The organism is Gemmatimonadota bacterium (assembly GCA_026706345.1).
GTDB lineage: Bacteria > JAAXHH01 > JAAXHH01 > JAAXHH01 > JAAXHH01 > JAAXHH01.
The window spans coordinates 18799-35557 of sequence record JAPOYX010000147.1 but is presented as its reverse complement, the minus strand read 5'-3'; the positions used below and the strand labels follow the sequence as shown (position 1 = coordinate 35557).

Annotated in this window: 31 protein-coding genes; 30 read left to right on the top strand and 1 reads right to left on the bottom strand. The window is 61.5% G+C overall.

Annotated elements, in window-relative coordinates:
* The first annotated feature begins 74 nt into the window (after positions 1-74).
* From rpsJ to rplQ, 30 genes are all read left to right on the top strand, one after another.
* Positions 75-392, top strand: coding sequence for a 30S ribosomal protein S10 (rpsJ, locus tag OXG98_09705; GenBank protein MCY3772281.1), 318 nt, complete (start codon positions 75-77; stop codon positions 390-392).
* 12 nt (positions 393-404) lie between these two features.
* Positions 405-1028: a 50S ribosomal protein L3 gene (gene rplC, locus OXG98_09700; protein ID MCY3772280.1), complete on the top strand. Its 624-nt coding sequence runs from the start codon at positions 405-407 to the stop codon at positions 1026-1028.
* A 38-nt stretch (positions 1029-1066) separates the two neighbouring features.
* Positions 1067-1696, top strand: coding sequence for a 50S ribosomal protein L4 (gene rplD, locus OXG98_09695; protein ID MCY3772279.1), 630 nt, complete (start codon positions 1067-1069; stop codon positions 1694-1696).
* Positions 1693-1986: a 50S ribosomal protein L23 gene (gene rplW / locus OXG98_09690; GenBank protein MCY3772278.1), complete on the top strand. Its 294-nt coding sequence runs from the start codon at positions 1693-1695 to the stop codon at positions 1984-1986. Before rplD ends, rplW begins: the two co-directional genes overlap by 4 nt.
* 66 nt (positions 1987-2052) lie before the next feature.
* The gene (gene rplB, locus OXG98_09685; protein MCY3772277.1) at positions 2053-2877 is read left to right on the top strand and encodes a 50S ribosomal protein L2; all 825 of its coding nucleotides are present in this window, start codon (positions 2053-2055) and stop codon (positions 2875-2877) included.
* A gap of 26 nt (positions 2878-2903) precedes the next feature.
* Entirely contained in the window at positions 2904-3191 is a 288-nt protein-coding gene (gene rpsS, locus OXG98_09680) for a 30S ribosomal protein S19 (GenBank protein MCY3772276.1), read from the top strand.
* A 39-nt stretch (positions 3192-3230) separates the two neighbouring features.
* On the top strand, positions 3231-3569 hold the full coding sequence (rplV, locus tag OXG98_09675; GenBank protein MCY3772275.1) for a 50S ribosomal protein L22: 339 nt from the start codon (positions 3231-3233) through the stop codon (positions 3567-3569).
* A 68-nt stretch (positions 3570-3637) separates the two neighbouring features.
* Positions 3638-4306 carry a 30S ribosomal protein S3 gene (gene rpsC, locus OXG98_09670; protein ID MCY3772274.1) on the top strand — a complete coding sequence of 223 codons (669 nt, stop codon included), beginning with the start codon at positions 3638-3640 and terminating at the stop codon, positions 4304-4306.
* 57 nt (positions 4307-4363) lie between these two features.
* Positions 4364-4777, top strand: coding sequence for a 50S ribosomal protein L16 (rplP, locus tag OXG98_09665; GenBank protein ID MCY3772273.1), 414 nt, complete (start codon positions 4364-4366; stop codon positions 4775-4777).
* A 27-nt stretch (positions 4778-4804) separates the two neighbouring features.
* Positions 4805-5065 carry a 50S ribosomal protein L29 gene (gene rpmC / locus OXG98_09660; GenBank protein MCY3772272.1) on the top strand — a complete coding sequence of 87 codons (261 nt, stop codon included), beginning with the start codon at positions 4805-4807 and terminating at the stop codon, positions 5063-5065.
* The gene (gene rpsQ, locus OXG98_09655) at positions 5062-5325 is read left to right on the top strand and encodes a 30S ribosomal protein S17 (protein MCY3772271.1); all 264 of its coding nucleotides are present in this window, start codon (positions 5062-5064) and stop codon (positions 5323-5325) included. Before rpmC ends, rpsQ begins: the two co-directional genes overlap by 4 nt.
* A 46-nt stretch (positions 5326-5371) precedes the next feature.
* Positions 5372-5740, top strand: a complete 369-nt coding sequence (gene rplN / locus OXG98_09650) for a 50S ribosomal protein L14 (protein ID MCY3772270.1) — start codon at positions 5372-5374, stop codon at positions 5738-5740.
* 35 nt (positions 5741-5775) lie between these two features.
* The gene (locus OXG98_09645) at positions 5776-6000 is read left to right on the top strand and encodes a 50S ribosomal protein L24 (GenBank protein ID MCY3772269.1); all 225 of its coding nucleotides are present in this window, start codon (positions 5776-5778) and stop codon (positions 5998-6000) included.
* Positions 6001-6013: 13 nt separating this feature from the next.
* Positions 6014-6562, top strand: coding sequence for a 50S ribosomal protein L5 (gene rplE / locus OXG98_09640; GenBank protein MCY3772268.1), 549 nt, complete (start codon positions 6014-6016; stop codon positions 6560-6562).
* Positions 6563-6646: 84 nt separating this feature from the next.
* Positions 6647-6832: a type Z 30S ribosomal protein S14 gene (locus tag OXG98_09635; GenBank protein ID MCY3772267.1), complete on the top strand. Its 186-nt coding sequence runs from the start codon at positions 6647-6649 to the stop codon at positions 6830-6832.
* A 34-nt stretch (positions 6833-6866) separates the two neighbouring features.
* Positions 6867-7265, top strand: a complete 399-nt coding sequence (rpsH, locus tag OXG98_09630; protein MCY3772266.1) for a 30S ribosomal protein S8 — start codon at positions 6867-6869, stop codon at positions 7263-7265.
* A gap of 24 nt (positions 7266-7289) precedes the next feature.
* Positions 7290-7829, top strand: a complete 540-nt coding sequence (rplF, locus tag OXG98_09625; GenBank protein MCY3772265.1) for a 50S ribosomal protein L6 — start codon at positions 7290-7292, stop codon at positions 7827-7829.
* A 19-nt stretch (positions 7830-7848) separates the two neighbouring features.
* Complete coding sequence (gene rplR, locus OXG98_09620; protein ID MCY3772264.1) at positions 7849-8223, top strand: 50S ribosomal protein L18; 375 nt, start codon at positions 7849-7851, stop codon at positions 8221-8223.
* A 56-nt stretch (positions 8224-8279) separates the two neighbouring features.
* Positions 8280-8783 (top strand): 30S ribosomal protein S5, encoded by a 504-nt coding sequence (gene rpsE / locus OXG98_09615; GenBank protein ID MCY3772263.1) that lies wholly within the window; start codon positions 8280-8282, stop codon positions 8781-8783.
* 5 nt (positions 8784-8788) lie between these two features.
* Positions 8789-8986, top strand: coding sequence for a 50S ribosomal protein L30 (gene rpmD / locus OXG98_09610; GenBank protein MCY3772262.1), 198 nt, complete (start codon positions 8789-8791; stop codon positions 8984-8986).
* Between the two features lie 35 nt (positions 8987-9021).
* Positions 9022-9468, top strand: a complete 447-nt coding sequence (gene rplO / locus OXG98_09605) for a 50S ribosomal protein L15 (protein MCY3772261.1) — start codon at positions 9022-9024, stop codon at positions 9466-9468.
* Positions 9465-10790 carry a preprotein translocase subunit SecY gene (gene secY, locus OXG98_09600; GenBank protein MCY3772260.1) on the top strand — a complete coding sequence of 442 codons (1326 nt, stop codon included), beginning with the start codon at positions 9465-9467 and terminating at the stop codon, positions 10788-10790. The genes rplO and secY overlap by 4 nt, the downstream gene beginning before the upstream one ends.
* Positions 10791-10868: 78 nt before the next feature.
* Positions 10869-11426, top strand: a complete 558-nt coding sequence (locus OXG98_09595) for an adenylate kinase (GenBank protein ID MCY3772259.1) — start codon at positions 10869-10871, stop codon at positions 11424-11426.
* 79 nt (positions 11427-11505) lie between these two features.
* Positions 11506-11724 (top strand): translation initiation factor IF-1, encoded by a 219-nt coding sequence (gene infA / locus OXG98_09590; GenBank protein MCY3772258.1) that lies wholly within the window; start codon positions 11506-11508, stop codon positions 11722-11724.
* An 85-nt stretch (positions 11725-11809) separates the two neighbouring features.
* On the top strand, positions 11810-11923 hold the full coding sequence (rpmJ, locus tag OXG98_09585; GenBank protein ID MCY3772257.1) for a 50S ribosomal protein L36: 114 nt from the start codon (positions 11810-11812) through the stop codon (positions 11921-11923).
* 27 nt (positions 11924-11950) lie between these two features.
* Positions 11951-12325, top strand: a complete 375-nt coding sequence (gene rpsM / locus OXG98_09580; GenBank protein MCY3772256.1) for a 30S ribosomal protein S13 — start codon at positions 11951-11953, stop codon at positions 12323-12325.
* Positions 12326-12355: 30 nt separating this feature from the next.
* Complete coding sequence (rpsK, locus tag OXG98_09575; GenBank protein MCY3772255.1) at positions 12356-12751, top strand: 30S ribosomal protein S11; 396 nt, start codon at positions 12356-12358, stop codon at positions 12749-12751.
* Between the two features lie 80 nt (positions 12752-12831).
* Positions 12832-13461 carry a 30S ribosomal protein S4 gene (gene rpsD, locus OXG98_09570; protein ID MCY3772254.1) on the top strand — a complete coding sequence of 210 codons (630 nt, stop codon included), beginning with the start codon at positions 12832-12834 and terminating at the stop codon, positions 13459-13461.
* Positions 13462-13525: 64 nt separating this feature from the next.
* Positions 13526-14509, top strand: a complete 984-nt coding sequence (locus OXG98_09565) for a DNA-directed RNA polymerase subunit alpha (GenBank protein ID MCY3772253.1) — start codon at positions 13526-13528, stop codon at positions 14507-14509.
* 50 nt (positions 14510-14559) lie between these two features.
* A complete protein-coding gene (rplQ, locus tag OXG98_09560) occupies positions 14560-15015 on the top strand; it encodes a 50S ribosomal protein L17 (GenBank protein ID MCY3772252.1) in 456 nt (151 codons plus the stop codon).
* Between the two features lie 211 nt (positions 15016-15226).
* On the opposite strand, the gene OXG98_09555 is transcribed toward rplQ, so the two are convergent.
* Positions 15227-16579, bottom strand: a complete 1353-nt coding sequence (locus tag OXG98_09555; protein ID MCY3772251.1) for an ammonium transporter — start codon at positions 16577-16579, stop codon at positions 15227-15229.
* Between the last annotated feature and the right edge of the window lie 180 nt (positions 16580-16759).

Sequence of the window (16759 nt, the reverse complement as noted above, 5' to 3'; positions counted from 1 at the left end):
CGGGAGGGCGGAAGAACCGTCGGCGCGGGCGTCGTCACAGAAGTCATCGAGTAACAGGGGAGAAGGAGGCCGCCATGGCCAATCAAGCGGACCAGAAAATCAGGATCAGGTTGAAGGCCTGCGACCACGCCATGCTGGACAAGTCGGCCAGGGAAATCACTCAGGCGGCGCAGCGGGCCGGCGCCCGGGTCATGGGGCCCATACCGCTGCCGACGAAACGAACCGTCTATACCGTCCTGCGCTCTCCTTTTATCGACAAGAAATCGCGGGAACAGTTTGAAACGCGTGTGCACAAACGGCTTATCGATATCTATGACACGTCGCAGCAGACGGTGGACGCGCTCCTCAAGCTGGATCTGCCCGCCGGCGTAGACGTGGAAATCAGGGTGTAGGAGTCTAAGGAGATGCACGGACTGATCGGCAGGAAAATCGGGATGAGCCAGGTCTTTGCCGAGAACGGCGACGCGGTGCCGGTCACGGTGATCGAAGCGGGACCGTGCTACGTCACCCAGGTGAAGACGCTGGACCGCGACGGCTACGAGGCGGCTCAGATCGGTTTCGAAACGAAGAAAGAAAAGCAGACCACCCGGCCGCTGCAGGGCCACTTCAAGAAGGCGGAGGTCGATCCGCAGCGGGTGCTCCGCGAGGTCGCGGTGGAAGATATCGAGGCCTGCGAACCCGGCCAAGTATACGGCGCCGACATATTCGAGACCGGCGAACTGGTCGACGTGACGGGGTATTTCAAGGGAAGAGGTTTTCAGGGTGTCGTGAAGCGGCACGGTTTCCGGGGCGGCGACAAGACCCGGGGACAAAGCGACCGCTGGCGTCATCCGGGATCGATCGGACAGAGCGCGACGCCGTCCAAGGTTTTCAAGGGAACCCGCATGGGCGGGCGGATGGGCAACAAGCGTGTGACGGTCAGAAATCTGCAGGTGGTCGGGGTGGACGCCGAGAATAACATCCTCCTGGTGAAGGGTGCGATTCCGGGCCACAGGAACGCATACGTACTGATCAACCGGGCCGGGTAACCGCCGGCGCGGATCTGGATGGCAGGATGGGAGTAGTCATGCCGGTAGCAAGATTGTTCAGCAGCGACGGGACGGAACAGGGCCAGATCGACCTGGAAGAGTCGGTCTTCGGCATATCCGCGAACGCGCATGCCATGTATGAAGCGGAGAAAATGTACCAGGCCGGCCAGCGGCAGGGAACAGCCAGCGCGCAGACCCGTTCGGAGGTGTCCTACGCCGGGAGGAAGATCTACCGGCAGAAGGGCCTGGGACGGGCCCGCATGGGCTCACGCCGGTCTCCGGTCCGCATCGGGGGTGGAAGGGCCCACGGGCCGAAACCCCGAAGCTACGTTTACAAGATTCCGAAAAAAGTGCGCCGCCTCGCGCTGAAGTCCGTGCTGTCGACGCGTGCGCAGAGCGGCTCGGTACTGGTGATAGACGCACTGGAGTTCGACGCGCCCAGGACCCGGCAGATGGTCTCCGTGCTTTCGAAGATGCAGGTGAACGACAGGAAGTGCCTGGTGCTTATGGACCGAAGCGACGATGCCGTGTACAAATCCTGTCGAAACATACCCGACGTGAACATCAACGTGGCCACGGACACCCACGTGCATGAGATTCTGCGCAGCGACTGCCTCATCTTCACCCGCGAGGGACTGAAACAGGTCGAGGAGGCGTTGAAATCATGACGAAAGATCCGCGCGCCATCGTGGCGCGGCCCCTGGTGACGGAAAAGAACCACGTGCTCCAGGAAGACGAGAACAAGTACGTATTCGAAGTGGCCAGGGACGTGAACAAACTGGAAATCAAGCGGGCCATCGAGGAGATTTTCGACGTGCGGGTCGAGTCCGTGCGCACACTTCGAATGAAGGGCAAGGTGAAGCGCCTCGGCCGATTCGAGGGCCGGCGGCCCGACTGGAAGAAGGCTATCGTGAAACTCGCCGATGGCGATATCATCGACCTGTACACGGGAGCCTGATCACCGGCCGTGATTGGCCGCGCCCGGTCGTGCCCAGGCGCGTCAGAAAGAGGAAGAGTCATGATTATGGCAGTACGCACATTCAGGCCCAAGACCCCCGGTCAGCGGTTCAAGACCGTGTCCTCCTTCAAGGAAATCACGAAGGAGGCGCCGGAGTCCTCCCTGATCCGCCCCCTGAAGAAGTCGGGCGGCCGGAACAACCTGGGACGAATGACCGCCCGGCACCGAGGAGGCGGCCACAAGCGTCGCTACCGGGTGATCGACTTCCGGCGCGACAAGATCGGAATCCCGGCCAGGGTACATGCCATCGAATACGACCCGAACCGTTCGGCGCGCATCGCGCTGCTGCATTATGCGGACGGCGAGAAACGCTATATTCTCGCGCCGCTCGGCCTGTCGGTGGGACATACCGTGATGGCCGGCAGCCAGTCGGAGATCCGGGGCGGCAACCATATGCCGCTGGAGAACATTCCCCTGGGAACCATGATCCACAACATCGAGCTTTCGCCCGGCCGCGGCGGCCAGCTCGTGCGTTCCGCCGGGGGAGCGGCCCAGTTGATGTCGCGGGACGGAGGCTTTGCCCAGTTGCGTCTGCCATCCGGCGAGATCAGGCGGGTGCCCAGCGCGTGTTCCGCCACGATCGGCCAGGTGGGCAACACGGATCATGAGAACATATCGCTCGGCAAGGCCGGGCGCGCCCGCTGGCTGGGACGCCGCGGTTATTCCCGCGGCGTGGCGAAGAACCCCGTGGACCACCCCATGGGCGGAGGGGAAGGCAAGAGTTCGGGTGGACGGCACCCCGTGTCCCCCTGGGGAAAGAAGACCAAGGGCCTGCGGACGCGAAAGAAGAACAAGAAGTCGGATACGCTGATCGTCAAACGGCGTAAATAGGCGAAGGCAGATAGCGGGAGGCGATGATGGCTCGGTCGGTAAAAAAAGGGCCGTACATTGACAGCAGCGTCAAGAAGAAGATCGACGAACTGAATCGAACTGGCGAGAAGCGGGTAGTCCGCACCTGGGCCCGAGCATGCACGATCACGCCGGATTTCGTCGGCCATACCCTGGCGATCCACAACGGCAACAAGTTCATTCCGGTCTACATTTCGGAGAACATGGTGGGCCACAAGCTGGGTGAATTCGCGCCGACGCGCACGTACCGGGGGCACAGCGGCCGGGTCACGGAACGGTCCACTCAGCTGAAGTAGGTGAAGCAGCCGGAATTCGGAACAGGGGAGAGTATAGCGATGGAAGCCCGTGCAACGGCGCGGCAGGTACGCGGTTCCGCACGCAAGATACGCCAGGTGGCGGACATGATCCGCGGCCGGTCCGTGCAGGAAGCCCTGAACATACTGCAATTCGTGCCCAAGGCGTGCGCAAGGCCGATCGAAAAGACCGTGCGCTCCGCGACGGCGAACGCGATGAACGTGGATGACGAACACACGCTGGATATCGAAGACCTGAAAATCAAGACCGTTTATGTCGACGGCGGGCCGGTAATGAAACGCATTCATTACGGACCCCGGGGCAGCGCCTCCACGATCCGGAAGCGCACCAGCCACATTACCGTGGTGGTCTCGGCCTAGCTCGGCCTGGACCGGATCAGCTCGGCCTGGCCATTCACCCTGGAGTCCTGACAACAGGAGTTGACGACGTGGGTCAGAAAACACATCCGATCGGTTTCCGTCTTGGCGTGATCAAGACGTGGCAGTCCAACTGGTATTCCGACAAGAACATGGCGGAACTGCTCCAGGAAGACCTCATGATCCGTCGGTACATCAAGAGCCGCCTCTCGCGGGCCGGCATCTCCAAGGTCGAAATCGAGCGGGCGCCGCAGAAGGCCACCATAGCCATTCACACCGCCCGTCCCGGCATCGTGATCGGACGCAAGGGCGCCGAAGTGGATAAGCTGAGGGATGAACTCCAGCATCTGACAAAAAAAGAAATATACATCAACATACAGGAAATCCGCCGTCCTGAGCTCGATGCCCAGCTTATCGGCGACAGCATAGCGCGGCAGATCGAACAGCGGATCAGTTTCAGAAGGGCCATGAAGAAATCCATCACCGCGGCCATGCGCATGGGCGCGGAGGGCATCAAGATAACCTGCGGCGGCCGGCTCGGCGGCGCGGAAATGGCCCGGGTGGAATCCTTTAACGACGGACGCGTACCGCTGCACACGCTCCGGGCGGACATAGACTACGCCCGGTCCACCGCCCATACCACCTACGGGTGCATCGGCATCAAGGTGTGGATCTGCAAGGGCGAGATCATCAAGGGCGAAGAAGGGGAAGCCGGGGCCGGACGGGAAGCGACGGTTTAAGACGGGTTGTCAGGCGTGTCCGAAAGCGGGCACGGGACCATTCGAGGAGACATCGAAATGTTAATGCCCAAGCGACTGAAGTACCGGAAGAAACAGCGCGGCCGCATGACGGGCACCGCGACGCGCGGCGCCACGCTGGAATTCGGCGATTACGGTATTCAGGCGCTCGAACCGGGCTGGATCACCAACCGGCAGATCGAAGCGGCCCGGATCGCCATGGTCCATCACATGCGGCGGGGCGGCAAGGTGTGGATCCGCGTCTTCCCGGACAAGGTGCTTACGGAAAAGCCCGCCGAAACGCGCATGGGCAAGGGAAAGGGTAATCCCGAGCACTGGGTGGCCGTGGTCAAGCCGGGACGCATCCTCTTCGAATTGCGGGGCGTGGCCTCCGAAATGGCCAGGGAGTCCATCGCGCTGGCTCAGCAGAAGCTGTCGGTCAAGACCCGCCTGGTGGTCCGCGAAGACTTGTAGCAGGGCCGTTCTCGAGGAAGGGAAGCAATGAAACTATACGAACTTCGGCAGCTGTCCGAGACGGAACTGCACGACCGGGTGGCCGAATTACGGGAAGAGATCTTCAATCTGAACTTTCAGAAGGCGACGAGGCAGATGGCGGATGCGAAGCGTATTTCGGCATCCCGCCGGGAAATCGCCCGGATTCTCACGCTCCTGCACGAGGATGAACTGAATATCCGTTCCATCCGCGAAGGGAACGAGCAGAACCGGGAAGACGGACAGGGTGATCCGGGAGACGACGCATGAAGGAGCGGGGACACAGGAAGAACCGCGTGGGACGCGTGCTCAGCAACAAGATGGAAAAGACCATTACCATCGCCGTGGAACGGACAGTAAAGCATCCCTTCTACGGGAGGTACGTGCGGCGCACGACCAAGCTGACGGCCCACGACGAAGAGCAGACGTGCCGGATCGGCGACATCGTCCGGGTGACGGAGACGCGTCCGCTGAGCAAGAACAAGCGCTGGCGGCTGACGGAAGTCATCCAGCGCGCGGTACAGGTCTAGATTTCCGGCGCCGGTTCCGGAAAATGGTGAACAGGACGGATCAAAGATGATTCAAGAGTATACCTGGCTGAATGTCGCCGACAACACGGGCGCCCGGCAGGTCCGCTGCATCAAGGTCCTGGGCGGGACCGGCAGGCGGTACGCCAGCGTGGGAGACCGGTTCGTGGGATCGGTGAAGGAAGCCGCTCCCGGCGGTTCGGTGAAGAAGGGCGAGGTGGTGAAGGCCGTGGTCGTGCGGGTCCGCAAGGAGGTGCGGCGACGCGACGGGTCCTACATCCGGTTCGACGAGAACGCGGCCGTGCTGATCGATGACCAGGGCGAGCCGAGGGGCACGCGCATTTTCGGCCCCGTCGCCCGGGAACTGCGCGAGCGGGAATACACCCGCATCGTTTCACTCGCCCCGGAGGTCCTGTAGTATACCGGACCCGCCGGATGGAAGGAGCTTGTCGGATGCACGTCAAGAAGGGCGATACGGTGGTAGTGCTCACCGGCGCCACCCGGGGCAAGACCGGAAGAGTGTTGAAGGTGTTGCCGGAGAAGAACAAGGTAATCGTGGAAGGCCTCAATTTCGTTACGCGCCATACACGACCCACCCAGACCAATCCGCAGGGCGGCCGGCTCGAGAAAGAGGCCCCCATGCACGCATCCAACGTGAAGGTGATCGCCGAAGGATAACGGGAATACGAGCATGGCACGATTGAAAGACCAGTACAACAGCGAGATCAGACCCGCGCTCCTGCAGCATTTCGGATACGGCAACGTCATGCAGGTTCCGCGTATCGAGAAAGTGGTCCTGAACATGGGCGTGGGCGAGGGTTCGCAGAATGCCGGCCTGCTGGACAGCGCGGTGTCGGAACTGACGGCGATCACCGGCCAGAAGGCCGTGGTGACCCGGGCCAAGAAGTCCATCTCGAATTTCAAGATCCGGGAAGGCATGCCCGTCGGTTGCCGGGTGACGCTCAGAGGCGCCCGCATGTACGAGTTTCTGGATCGCCTGATCAACGTGGCGATACCCCGTATCCGCGACTTCCGGGGCGTGTCGACGCGGTCCTTCGACGGCCGGGTCAACTACACCCTGGTATTGACCCAACAGACGATCTTTCCGGAGATCGACTACGACGGGGTCGATCTGTTCCGGGGCATGGACATCACGATCGTAACCTCGGCGGGCACCGACGAAGAGAGTGCGGAGCTGCTCAGGCACCTCGGCATGCCCTTCAGGGACCAGCCGGTGTAGGGTCCGGGCGGACCGTGCGGACCGGGCGGTCCAGGCGGTCCGCACGTTTCGAGCCGGGCAACGGAATCATCGAGAGGGGGACCAGTGGCCAAGAAGTCGTTAATCGCAAAGGCAAAAAGAAAACCGAAATACAAGGTGCGCGCGTACAGCCGTTGCAGGCAGTGCGGACGCCCCCGCGCCTATATGCGCCGTTTCGGGATCTGCCGCATCTGTTTCCGGACGCTGGCCCTGCAGGGCGAGATTCCGGGCGTGACAAAGGCCAGTTGGTAGGAACACGGGGCTGTTTCTCAGGGAGAATAGCAAGATGTCAATGACCGATCCGATCGCGGACATGCTGACCCGGCTACGTAATGCGTGCCAGGCGAAGCATCCGAGGGTCGAAGTGCCGGCTTCGAAGGTAAAGACGGAGATCGCCCGTATCCTGCTGGACCACAAGTTCATCAGCCACTATACCGAGGTCGAGGACGGGAAACAGGGGATCATCCGGATATACCTCAAGTACGGACCGGTGGGAGAATCGATCATTTCCACGCTCAAGCGCATCAGCAAGCCGGGCCGGCGCGTATACGTCAAGGCCGATCGCCTGCCCCGGGTGCTGAACGGACTCGGCGTGGCCATATTGAGCACACCCAGGGGTATCGTCACGGACCGCGAAGCGCGTCAGTTGAACACGGGCGGCGAAGTGTTGTGCTACGTCTGGTAGTCCGGAATATCGGAAGGAGTCGGGATGTCACGAATAGGTAAACTACCGATTGCGATCCTGGACGGGGTCCAGGTTTCCATAGACGACCGGTCCGTCAAGGTGAAGGGTCCGAAGGGCGAGCTTTCCCACCGGATCCCCACCCAGATCAGCGCCGTTCTGGAAGACGGCCACCTGGTGGTGGGACGCCAGAACGAATCCAGGCAGTCGCGCGCCCTGCACGGCCTGAACCGTTCCCTGATCGCCAACATGGTGGAAGGCGTCGTCAACGGGTTCGACCGGACGCTTGAAATCATCGGCGTGGGTTACCGGGCGGAGCTGAAGGGCAGGAACCTGACCCTCAGCCTGGGCTATTCCCATCCCGTGATCTTCCAGGCGCCGCCGGACGTGGACCTCGAGGTAACCGATGGCAACCGGATTACGGTCCGGGGTATCGACAAACAGCTCGTAGGCCAGGTGGCCGCGGTGATCCGGTCGTTCAAGAAACCGGAACCCTACAAGGGCAAGGGCATACGGTACGAAAACGAACAGGTACGCAGGAAGGCCGGCAAGACCGGGGCGGCCTGATGGGAGATTGGCAGGAATCATGTCCAGAAAAACGCTGCAGAGAGCCAGAATGCGGAAGGTCCGCCATCGCCGCGTAAGGAAGTCCATCCGGGGCGACGCGGCCCGGCCGCGCTTGAACGTTTTCAGGAGTCTCAAGCACATCTACGCCCAGGTCATCGACGATGCAGCGGGCGCCACGTTGCTTTCCCTCTCCACCAATACGCCCGAGATCAGGTCGAAACTGGAGTCGGGCATGGACCGGAAGGCGCAGAGCAGGGTCGTGGGGCAGGTGCTGGGAGAAAAGATGAAGGCGCAGGGCGTGTCCAGCGTGACCTTCGACCGCGGCGGATACCTCTATCACGGCCGGGTGAAGGCCCTGGCGGACGGCGTGCGCGAAAGCGGACTGGAATTCTGAAACCGCGCTGCGCGCCGGTGCGTCCGGCGTTTCATTTCTGACGAAGGGAGCAGAAATTGCCGAGAATCAATCCCGATGAATTCGATCTGTCGTCGGAACGTCTGGTCGATATCAACCGGGTTGCCAAGGTCGTCAAGGGCGGCCGCACGTTCAGCTTCAACGCGTTGATCGCGGTGGGCGACGGAAACGGCCACGTGGGCCTGGGCATGGGCAAGGCCCTGGAGCTGTCCGAAGCGATCCGCAAGGCGACGGAAACGGCCCGCAAGCACCTGCACAGGGTACCGGTGGTCAACGGCACGATCCCCCACGACGTCATCGGGAGGTTCAGCGCGGCGGAGGTGATTCTGAAACCGGCGTCGCCCGGTACGGGTGTGATCGCCGGCGATGCGGCCCGGGCGGTACTGGAATCGGCGGGCATTCACAATATCCTCACGAAGTCGATCGGTTCGTCGAATCCCTACAACGTGGCCAAGGCGACCCTGCAGGGCCTGCTCGACCTGAAGGTGGCCTCCGAGATCGCCGACGTGCGCAACGTGGATATAGAGGAACTGAAAGGGTAGTTTTTATGGCGACGCGGCTGCGCATTACGCAGAGAAGAAGCGCCATCGGCAGACACCGGCGGCAGAAACGGACCCTGGAAGCGCTGGGAATACGGCGGTTGCATCACAGCGCCGTCCATGGCGATACGCCGCAGATACAGGGTATGATCGCACGCGTCGGCCACCTGGTGGAAGTGGAAACCGTCACGACGGATGACGAATAACCGGCGGGTTTCATGAAGAAAGGAAGACGGCTGTTATGAATGGCGGCAGTTTGAAACACGCGTCCGGCGCGGTACGCAAGGTCAAGCGCCTGGGAAGAGGCCCCGGTTCCGGCACGGGCAAGACGGCCGGCAGGGGGCACAAGGGCCAGCGTTCCCGGTCGGGCAAGAAGATCCATCCTTCCTTCGAAGGCGGGCAGATGCGCCTCGTGCGCCGGCTGCCCAAGCGGGGATTCACCAATATCTTCCGCAAGACTTACCAGATCGTCAACCTGCGCGATCTTGAAGGATGGGACGAAGAGACCGTCGTGGACGCCGGTTCGCTGGCGGAAAGGCACCTGATCCGGAAATCGACGGATCCGGTAAAGATACTTGGTGAAGGCGAGGTCGACCGGCCCGTGAAGGTAAGCGTGCACAAGGTGAGTGAAACGGCGCGGCGTAAAATCGAGGCGGCAGGCGGTTCGGTCGAGGTGATCTCCGGATGATCGAGAGTTTTCAGAACGTATTCCGGATACCGGAGCTTCGCCGGCGGATCATCTTCACCCTCAGTCTGCTCGCGGTCTACCGGATCGGCGGCCAGATACCCACGCCGGGCATAGACCACGAAGTACTGAGCGCCTTCTTCAGCCAGATGGGCGGGACCATCTTCGGGCTGTACAACATGTTCGTGGGCGGCGCCTTCGAGCGCGCGACCATTTTCGCCCTCGGCGTGATGCCCTATATCAGCGCGTCCATTATCCTGCAACTGCTGGGTTCCATGTGGCCGTACCTGCAGAAACTCCAGAAGGAGGGCCAGGAAGGTCAGAAGAAGATCAATCAGTACACGCGCTACGGCACGGTGTTGCTGTCGATGGTCCAGGCCCTGGGCATCAGCTACTGGCTCCAGGACATCCGGGACGAGGTGGGCCGGTCCGCCGTCATCGATCCCGGGGCGGGGTTCATCTTCGTCACGGTCGTGACGATGACCACTGGCACCATATTCCTGATGTGGCTGGGGGAGCAGATCCAGGAGCGGGGCATCGGAAACGGCATCTCGCTGATTATCTTCGTCGGGATTATCGCCCAGTTCCCCATCGCGGCGAAGAGCGAAATCGACGCGGTGATGAACGGGCTGCGCAGTGGTCTCGTCGAGATCTTCATCGTAGCCGTGTGGATCCTGATCATCGCTTCGGTGGTGCTGATCACCCAGGGGCAGCGGAGAATCACGGTGCAGTACCCGCGGCGCGTGGTCGGACGCAAGGTGTACGGCGGGCAGAGCACGCATCTGCCGCTGCGCGTGAACGCCGCCGGCGTGATGCCCATCATTTTCGCCCAGTCGATCATGTTCGTTCCGGGGACGTTTTCGAGTTTCTTCCCGAACATGGCCGTGTTCCAGACCATGGTCGAGTGGTTTCAGCCAGGCGCCTTCATCTACAACGCGATGTACGGCCTGTTGATCGTATTTTTCACGTATTTCTATACATCCATCATATTCAATCCCGTGGACGTGGCGGACAACATGAAGCGCGTCGGCGGATTCATCCCGGGGATTCGGCCCGGCAGAAGAACGGCGGACTATCTCGATCACATTCTGACACGCATTACGTTGCCCGGCTCGGTCTTTCTGGCGATTATCGCCATCGTGCCGTTTCTCATCATCCGAAGCATGAACGTCTCTCTGAGCGCGTCCTCGTTCTTCGGCGGCACCGCCCTGCTGATCGTGGTAGGCGTCGCCCTGGATACGCTCCAGCAAATCGAGTCGCATCTCGTGTCCCGCCACTACGAGGGATTCATGAAACGCGGGCGTGTACGCGGGCGGGCGGGTTAGGCTTCGGAGCGTCCGTCCCAGGCGTCTTCTGGCGGGCCGCCTGGTTGGCCCGGCGACCTGGTGCCAGGTGAGCAGGTTATGCGACTTATTCTACTTGGAACGCCGGGGGCGGGAAAAGGCGAACAGGCAACCAGGCTGTCGGAGAGATTTCACATCCCGCATATCTCAACGGGCGAACTGTTGCGGCGGGAGATGGAGGAAAAGACCCCTGTAGGGCGAAGGATCGCGGAATTCGTAAACAGGGGTGAACTGGTATCGGATGAAATCACGCAGGCCATACTGGAAGACCGGGTGCGGGAAGCCGACTGCGAGTCGGGCTTCATACTGGACGGCTTTCCCCGGAACCAGAACCAGGCCGATTTCCTGAACCAGGCGCTGGAGCGCATGAACGTGCCCGTGGACGCGGTGCTGAACATCGAGGTGCCCGACAGTACGGTGATCGACCGCCTGACCAACAGGCATCGGACGGACGACACGCCGGAGACGATCCGGCACCGGTTGAAGATCTACAGGAAGGTGACGGCCCCGCTCGTCGACTATTACGACAGGGCGGGCATTTTAAGGCGGATCGATGGCGATGGTTCGCTGGAGGAAGTGACGCAGCGCATTCTGAAGTGTCTGGTCCGGACGACGTGAACAGGGCCAGGCGGACCGCAAAACCGACCACGGTCGTCGTCTTGTACTGAGGCGGCTGATTGGTGAAAGGTTGATTCGCATGCCGAAAGAGCCCCCGGTACAGGTGGAAGGTACGGTGGTGGAGCCCTTGCCCAATGCGTCGTTTCGCGTTGAACTGGAAAACGGGCACAGGGTCCTGGCGCATATATCCGGCAAGGTTCGAATGAACTTCATAAAGATCCTGCCCGGCGACAAGGTCATGGTCGAGTTGTCGCCCTACGATCTGACGCGCGGCCGGATTACGTATCGTTACAAGTAAGCCCCGGGCGGGACTGCATCCGGGGTCCGGTTGTAGAGGAGAACCAGGCGCAGCCGGAAACAAACCGCAACGCAAGGACAGGAAGATGAAAGTACGCGCTTCGGTAAAGAAAATCTGTGAACACTGCAAGGTCATCCGCCGCAGGGGCGTCGTGCGTGTGCTCTGTCGCAACCCGCGCCACAAGCAGCGGCAGGGATAGCAGCGACCCGTTGCCAAGGAGGGCATAGTGGCACGTATTGCCGGAATCGATCTGCCCCGCGACAAACGCGTGGAGATCGGCATCACCTACATTTTCGGAATAGGACAGACAACCGCCCGCAAGGTGCTCGAGGCGACCGGCATCGACCCGGAGACCCGCGTAAGGGATCTGACCGACCGGGAGATCACGAAGCTTCGCCAGAGCATCGAGAACGATTACCAGGTCGAGGGCGCGTTGCGCGGCGACATCACGTTCAATATCCGCCGATTGATGGATATCGGATGCTACCGGGGCCTGCGTCACCGCCGCGGGCTGCCGGTGCGGGGTCAGCGGACCCGTACCAATTCCCGCATACGAAAGGGACCCCGGCGCACCATCGGCGCAAGGCGTAAGAAGACCTAGGAACTCACTTTAATCCGTGGAGGTAGAAGGTTGGCTAATGCTAGGCGAAGCCGCGCCCGAAGGCGCGACCGGCACGTGGACTCCATAGGCGTGGCCCATATCAAGGCGACGTTCAACAATACGATCGTTACCCTCGCCGATCTGCAGGGACACACGATCAGTTGGGCGAGCGGCGGCAAGGGCGGCACGTTCCGCAACTCCCGGAAGAGTACGCCTTTTGCCGCGCAGATCGCGGCGGAGGCCGCCGCAAAGGAAGCCATCGAACTGGGTTTGAAACGCGTCGAGGTCTGGGTGAAGGGACCCGGCGCCGGCCGTGAATCGGCCATTCGGGCATTACAGGCCGCGGGCCTCGAGATTTCCGCCATCAAGGACGTAACCCCTATTCCCCACAACGGATGCCGGCCTCCGAAAAGACGTCGCGTCTGATCGTGAAACACCGGGTGTACGCCGGGGCGTTCAGACCCGCCGGCGTACGTCAGCCCGGGTCGTGCGTGTAAGGAGCAAATATGTCTCGATACACTGATGCCAACTGTCGAATCTGTCGACGGGAAGGCGTTAAATTGTTTCTGAAGGGCGATCGGTGCTTTTCAGAGAAGTGCGCGGTGGACCGCCGCGCGTTCCCGCCGGGCCAGCACGGGTCGGTCGGACGGAGGAAGCCTACGGAATACGGGCTCCGGCTTCGTGAAAAGCAAAAGACGCGAAAGACGTACGGTATCGGCGAAGGCCAGTTCCGGTCGTACTTCGTGAAGGCGGCACGGACCAAGGGCAACACGGGCGAGCGCCTCCTGCAGCTTCTCGAAACCCGGCTGGACAACATCGTCTACCGCCTCGGCTTCGCGCCGTCGCGCAAGGCGGCCCGTCAACTGGTTCGTCACCGCCATATCCTGGTCAACGACCGCATCGTCAATATCCCCTCGTACATCGTCCGTACGGGTGAAGTCATTCAGGTCAGGGAGAAGAGCCGCCAGCTCGACTGCATTCATGCCTCCCTGAGCGCCGCGAACCAGCGACCGGCGGTAAACTGGCTGGATCTGGACAAGACCACCCTTGCCGGGCGGTTGCTGGAAGCACCCATTCGAGAAAACATACCGACACCTGTACAGGAACAGTTAATCATCGAGTTGTATTCGAAATAGGCCGCATACTGCCACTGAGATGCCTGTGTTCACTCGAAGAGCGCGATGAGGGGCGACGAACGATATGAAATTAAAGAACTTCCAAATGCCGAGAGGCGTGCTGATTGAAGACGATACCGTAACGGATGGCTACAGCAAGTTCGTGATCGAACCGCTAGAGCGGGGATTCGGGACGACCATCGGCAATTCCATACGCAGGGTCCTGCTCTCTTCCCTGCCCGGAGCGGCCGTAGTCGGCATCCGCATCGACGGCGTCGCCCACGAATTCTCCACCATGCCGAACGTGGTGGAAGACGTGGCCGAGGTCATCCTGAACCTCAAGGGACTGCGGCTCATCCTGCACAGCGACGAGCCCAAGACGCTGATGCTCGAAGCGGAAGGCAAGGGCGACGTCACGGCCGAAGACATACAGACCGACGTCGACGTGGAGATTCTCAATCCGGATCTTCATATCGCCTCCCTGGACGAGGGCGGACAGTTGAGAATGGAGATCCACGTCGACAGCGGCCGGGGATACGTGATCGCCGAACAGAACAAGATGCCGGACCAGCCCATCGGCGTCATTCCCATGGACGCCATGTTCTCCCCGGTAACGCGGGTGAATTTCCAGGTGGAGAACACGCGTATCGGCCAGCGCACCGACTACGACCGGCTCGTGCTGGAAATCTGGACCGATGCCAGCGTCGGCCCGCAGGACGCCCTGTCCACTGCGTCCCAGGTCCTGCGCAACCACCTCCAGTTGTTTATCTCGATCGACGACCAGTTCCTCTCCGAGCCGGAAGAAGAGGTGGACGAGAAAGCCGAAGAGATCAAGAAGCTGCTGCAGATGAACGTGGAGGAACTGGAGCTGTCGGTTCGCTCCAGCAATTGCCTGAGGGCGGCGGACATCAAGACCCTGGCGGACCTGGTGCAGAAGAGCGAGACCGAGATGCTGAAATACCGGAACTTCGGCCGCAAGTCGCTGACCGAGCTGAGTCAGATCCTCCAGGAGATGGAACTTGCCTTCGGCATGGACATCGGGGAGTACGTAGAAGTCGAGGAGGCGTAGCCGTTTGACCGGATCGTCGGTCATACCATAGTTTGGACAGGAGTACGGGAATGCGACATCGAAAGCAGGGGCGCGGTCTCAGCCGATCGCCCAGTCACCGCAAGGCGATGCTGAGCAACCTGGCCACTTCGGTGCTGGACGCGGAACGCGTTCGGACCACCACGGCGAAGGCCAAGGAAGTACGGCGCCTCGTGGAGCGGCTCATCACCTTCGGCAAGCGCAGGGATCTGCACGCCCGGCGGCAGGTACTCCGGGTCATCCGCAACGAATCCGTGGTCGCAAAGCTGTTCGGTCCGCTGGCCGAACGGTACGCCGACCGGCCCGGGGGATACACCCGCATCGTCCGTGTCGGACACCGGCAGGGCGACGCCGCGGACATGGCGATACTCGAGTTGATCGACCGGGACGGCGCGGCGGAGGAACAGGCCGTCGAGACGGTGGAGGAAAAGCAGGAAGACACGGCGGAGCAGAAAGAAGACCAGGCGGAGGACGATAAGACCGGCTGAGCGGGACGGCGGTAAGACGCGGCGGCGGGAAACGGCCGGCGCGCAGTCCCGTGGTTTAAAATGGAAGGAATACGAAACGGCGGCAACCGATACAGGTGCCGCCGTTTTCATTTGGTGAAAGCAGAACCGCCGGGACCATCCAACCACGCTCAGGCTTGACAGCAGTACTGCCGCTGCGGACGGCCTTCCGGCCCCCGTTATGCCGGCTTGCTCAGTCTTCGTCCAGTTCTTCGGGCGTAAGCACGAATTCGGGATAAGCCTCGATGCCGAGCTCGGCGACGTCCTGGCCCAGTCGTTCGACCTGCGCCGTTACCCGCACGGCCATGACCAGGTCGATCAGACGCCAGACGGCATAGGATACGACGAACACGAAGGCTCCGATGGCCAGGATGCCGATCAGCTGAACGCCCACGTTGCCTCCGCTCACAATGCACACCGCCAGCGTGCCCCAGATCCCCGCGAAGAGGTGGGCGGGTACGGCGCCGACCACGTCGTCGATCCGCACCGATTCCAGCATTTTCATTCCGACCGTGCAGACGACGCCGCCGACGGCCCCGATGATGACGGCCCAGTAGTGCTGGACCATGTCCGGACCCGCGGTGATCGAGACCAGGCCCGCGATGGCGCCGTTCAGGCAGGCGAACAGATCGATGCGCCCGAACACCGGCCTCGCGCATATCAGCGCGGTGATCGCGCCGGCCGCGGCCGCCAGGTTGGTATTGACGAGCACGTGGCTCATGGCCACCGCGTCAAGCGGGCTGCCCAGGGCCAGTTGCGAACCGCCGTTGAACCCGAACCACCCGAGCCAGAGGATGAACACACCCAGCGTCACAATGAGCACGTTGGACGGCGGCGTGGGCTTGACCGATCCGTCCTTACGGAACTTCCCGAGCCTGGGGCCCAGGGCCAGCAGACCCGCCAGGGCTGCCCATCCGCCCGTGCTGTGCACGATGGTGGAACCAGCGAAGTCCTTGAATCCCAACTGGCTGAGCCATCCCTCTCCCCAGGTCCACGCGCCGACGATAGGATAGATGATGCCGGTGAGGATCAGGACGAATAGAAAGAAAGACCAGAGCTTGACTCTTTCCGCCAGCGCGCCCGAGACGATGGACGCGGCCGTGGCCACAAAGACCATCTGGAAGAACCAGTCCGACATGGTGGAATATCCCAGGGCGATCACCTCGGAGGCGGCGCCTTCGGTCCCGTTGACCAGCGCGATCTCATCGGCCGTCGGTCCATACATGAGCGAGATGGATCCGATGAAGCTCCCCACGTCGACGTACATGAGATTGTAGCCGATGAAATAGTAGGCGATCCCGGCAATGGAATAAAGGCCGATGTTCTTCAGGCAGATCATGGAGGCGTTCTTGGTCCGCACCGATCCGGATTCCAGCATGGTGAAACCCGCGCACATCCACATCACCAATGCGCCCCAGAGCATGAACGAAATGGTGTTGAACACGAACTGGTCCGGCGATTCGACCGTGACGCTTTCGTGCTCCGCCAGAGCGAAGGCGGTTCCGGCGCCGCAGACCACCGCGGCCAGCACGGCCAGCAGTTTCACGGCCGAAAGTCCGCGGGGCCCGTGTGACAAGACGCGACTGAAGCATGCACGCATGGTGTGATCTCCCGGCTGACACCGATGATGGCGGGTGAGATGGTGATGTATTCAGGACAAGGAATAGTCAAAGCCAGACTAATACTACAGATGGTAAAATACTGCGTCAAGAGTGAATCAAGACCT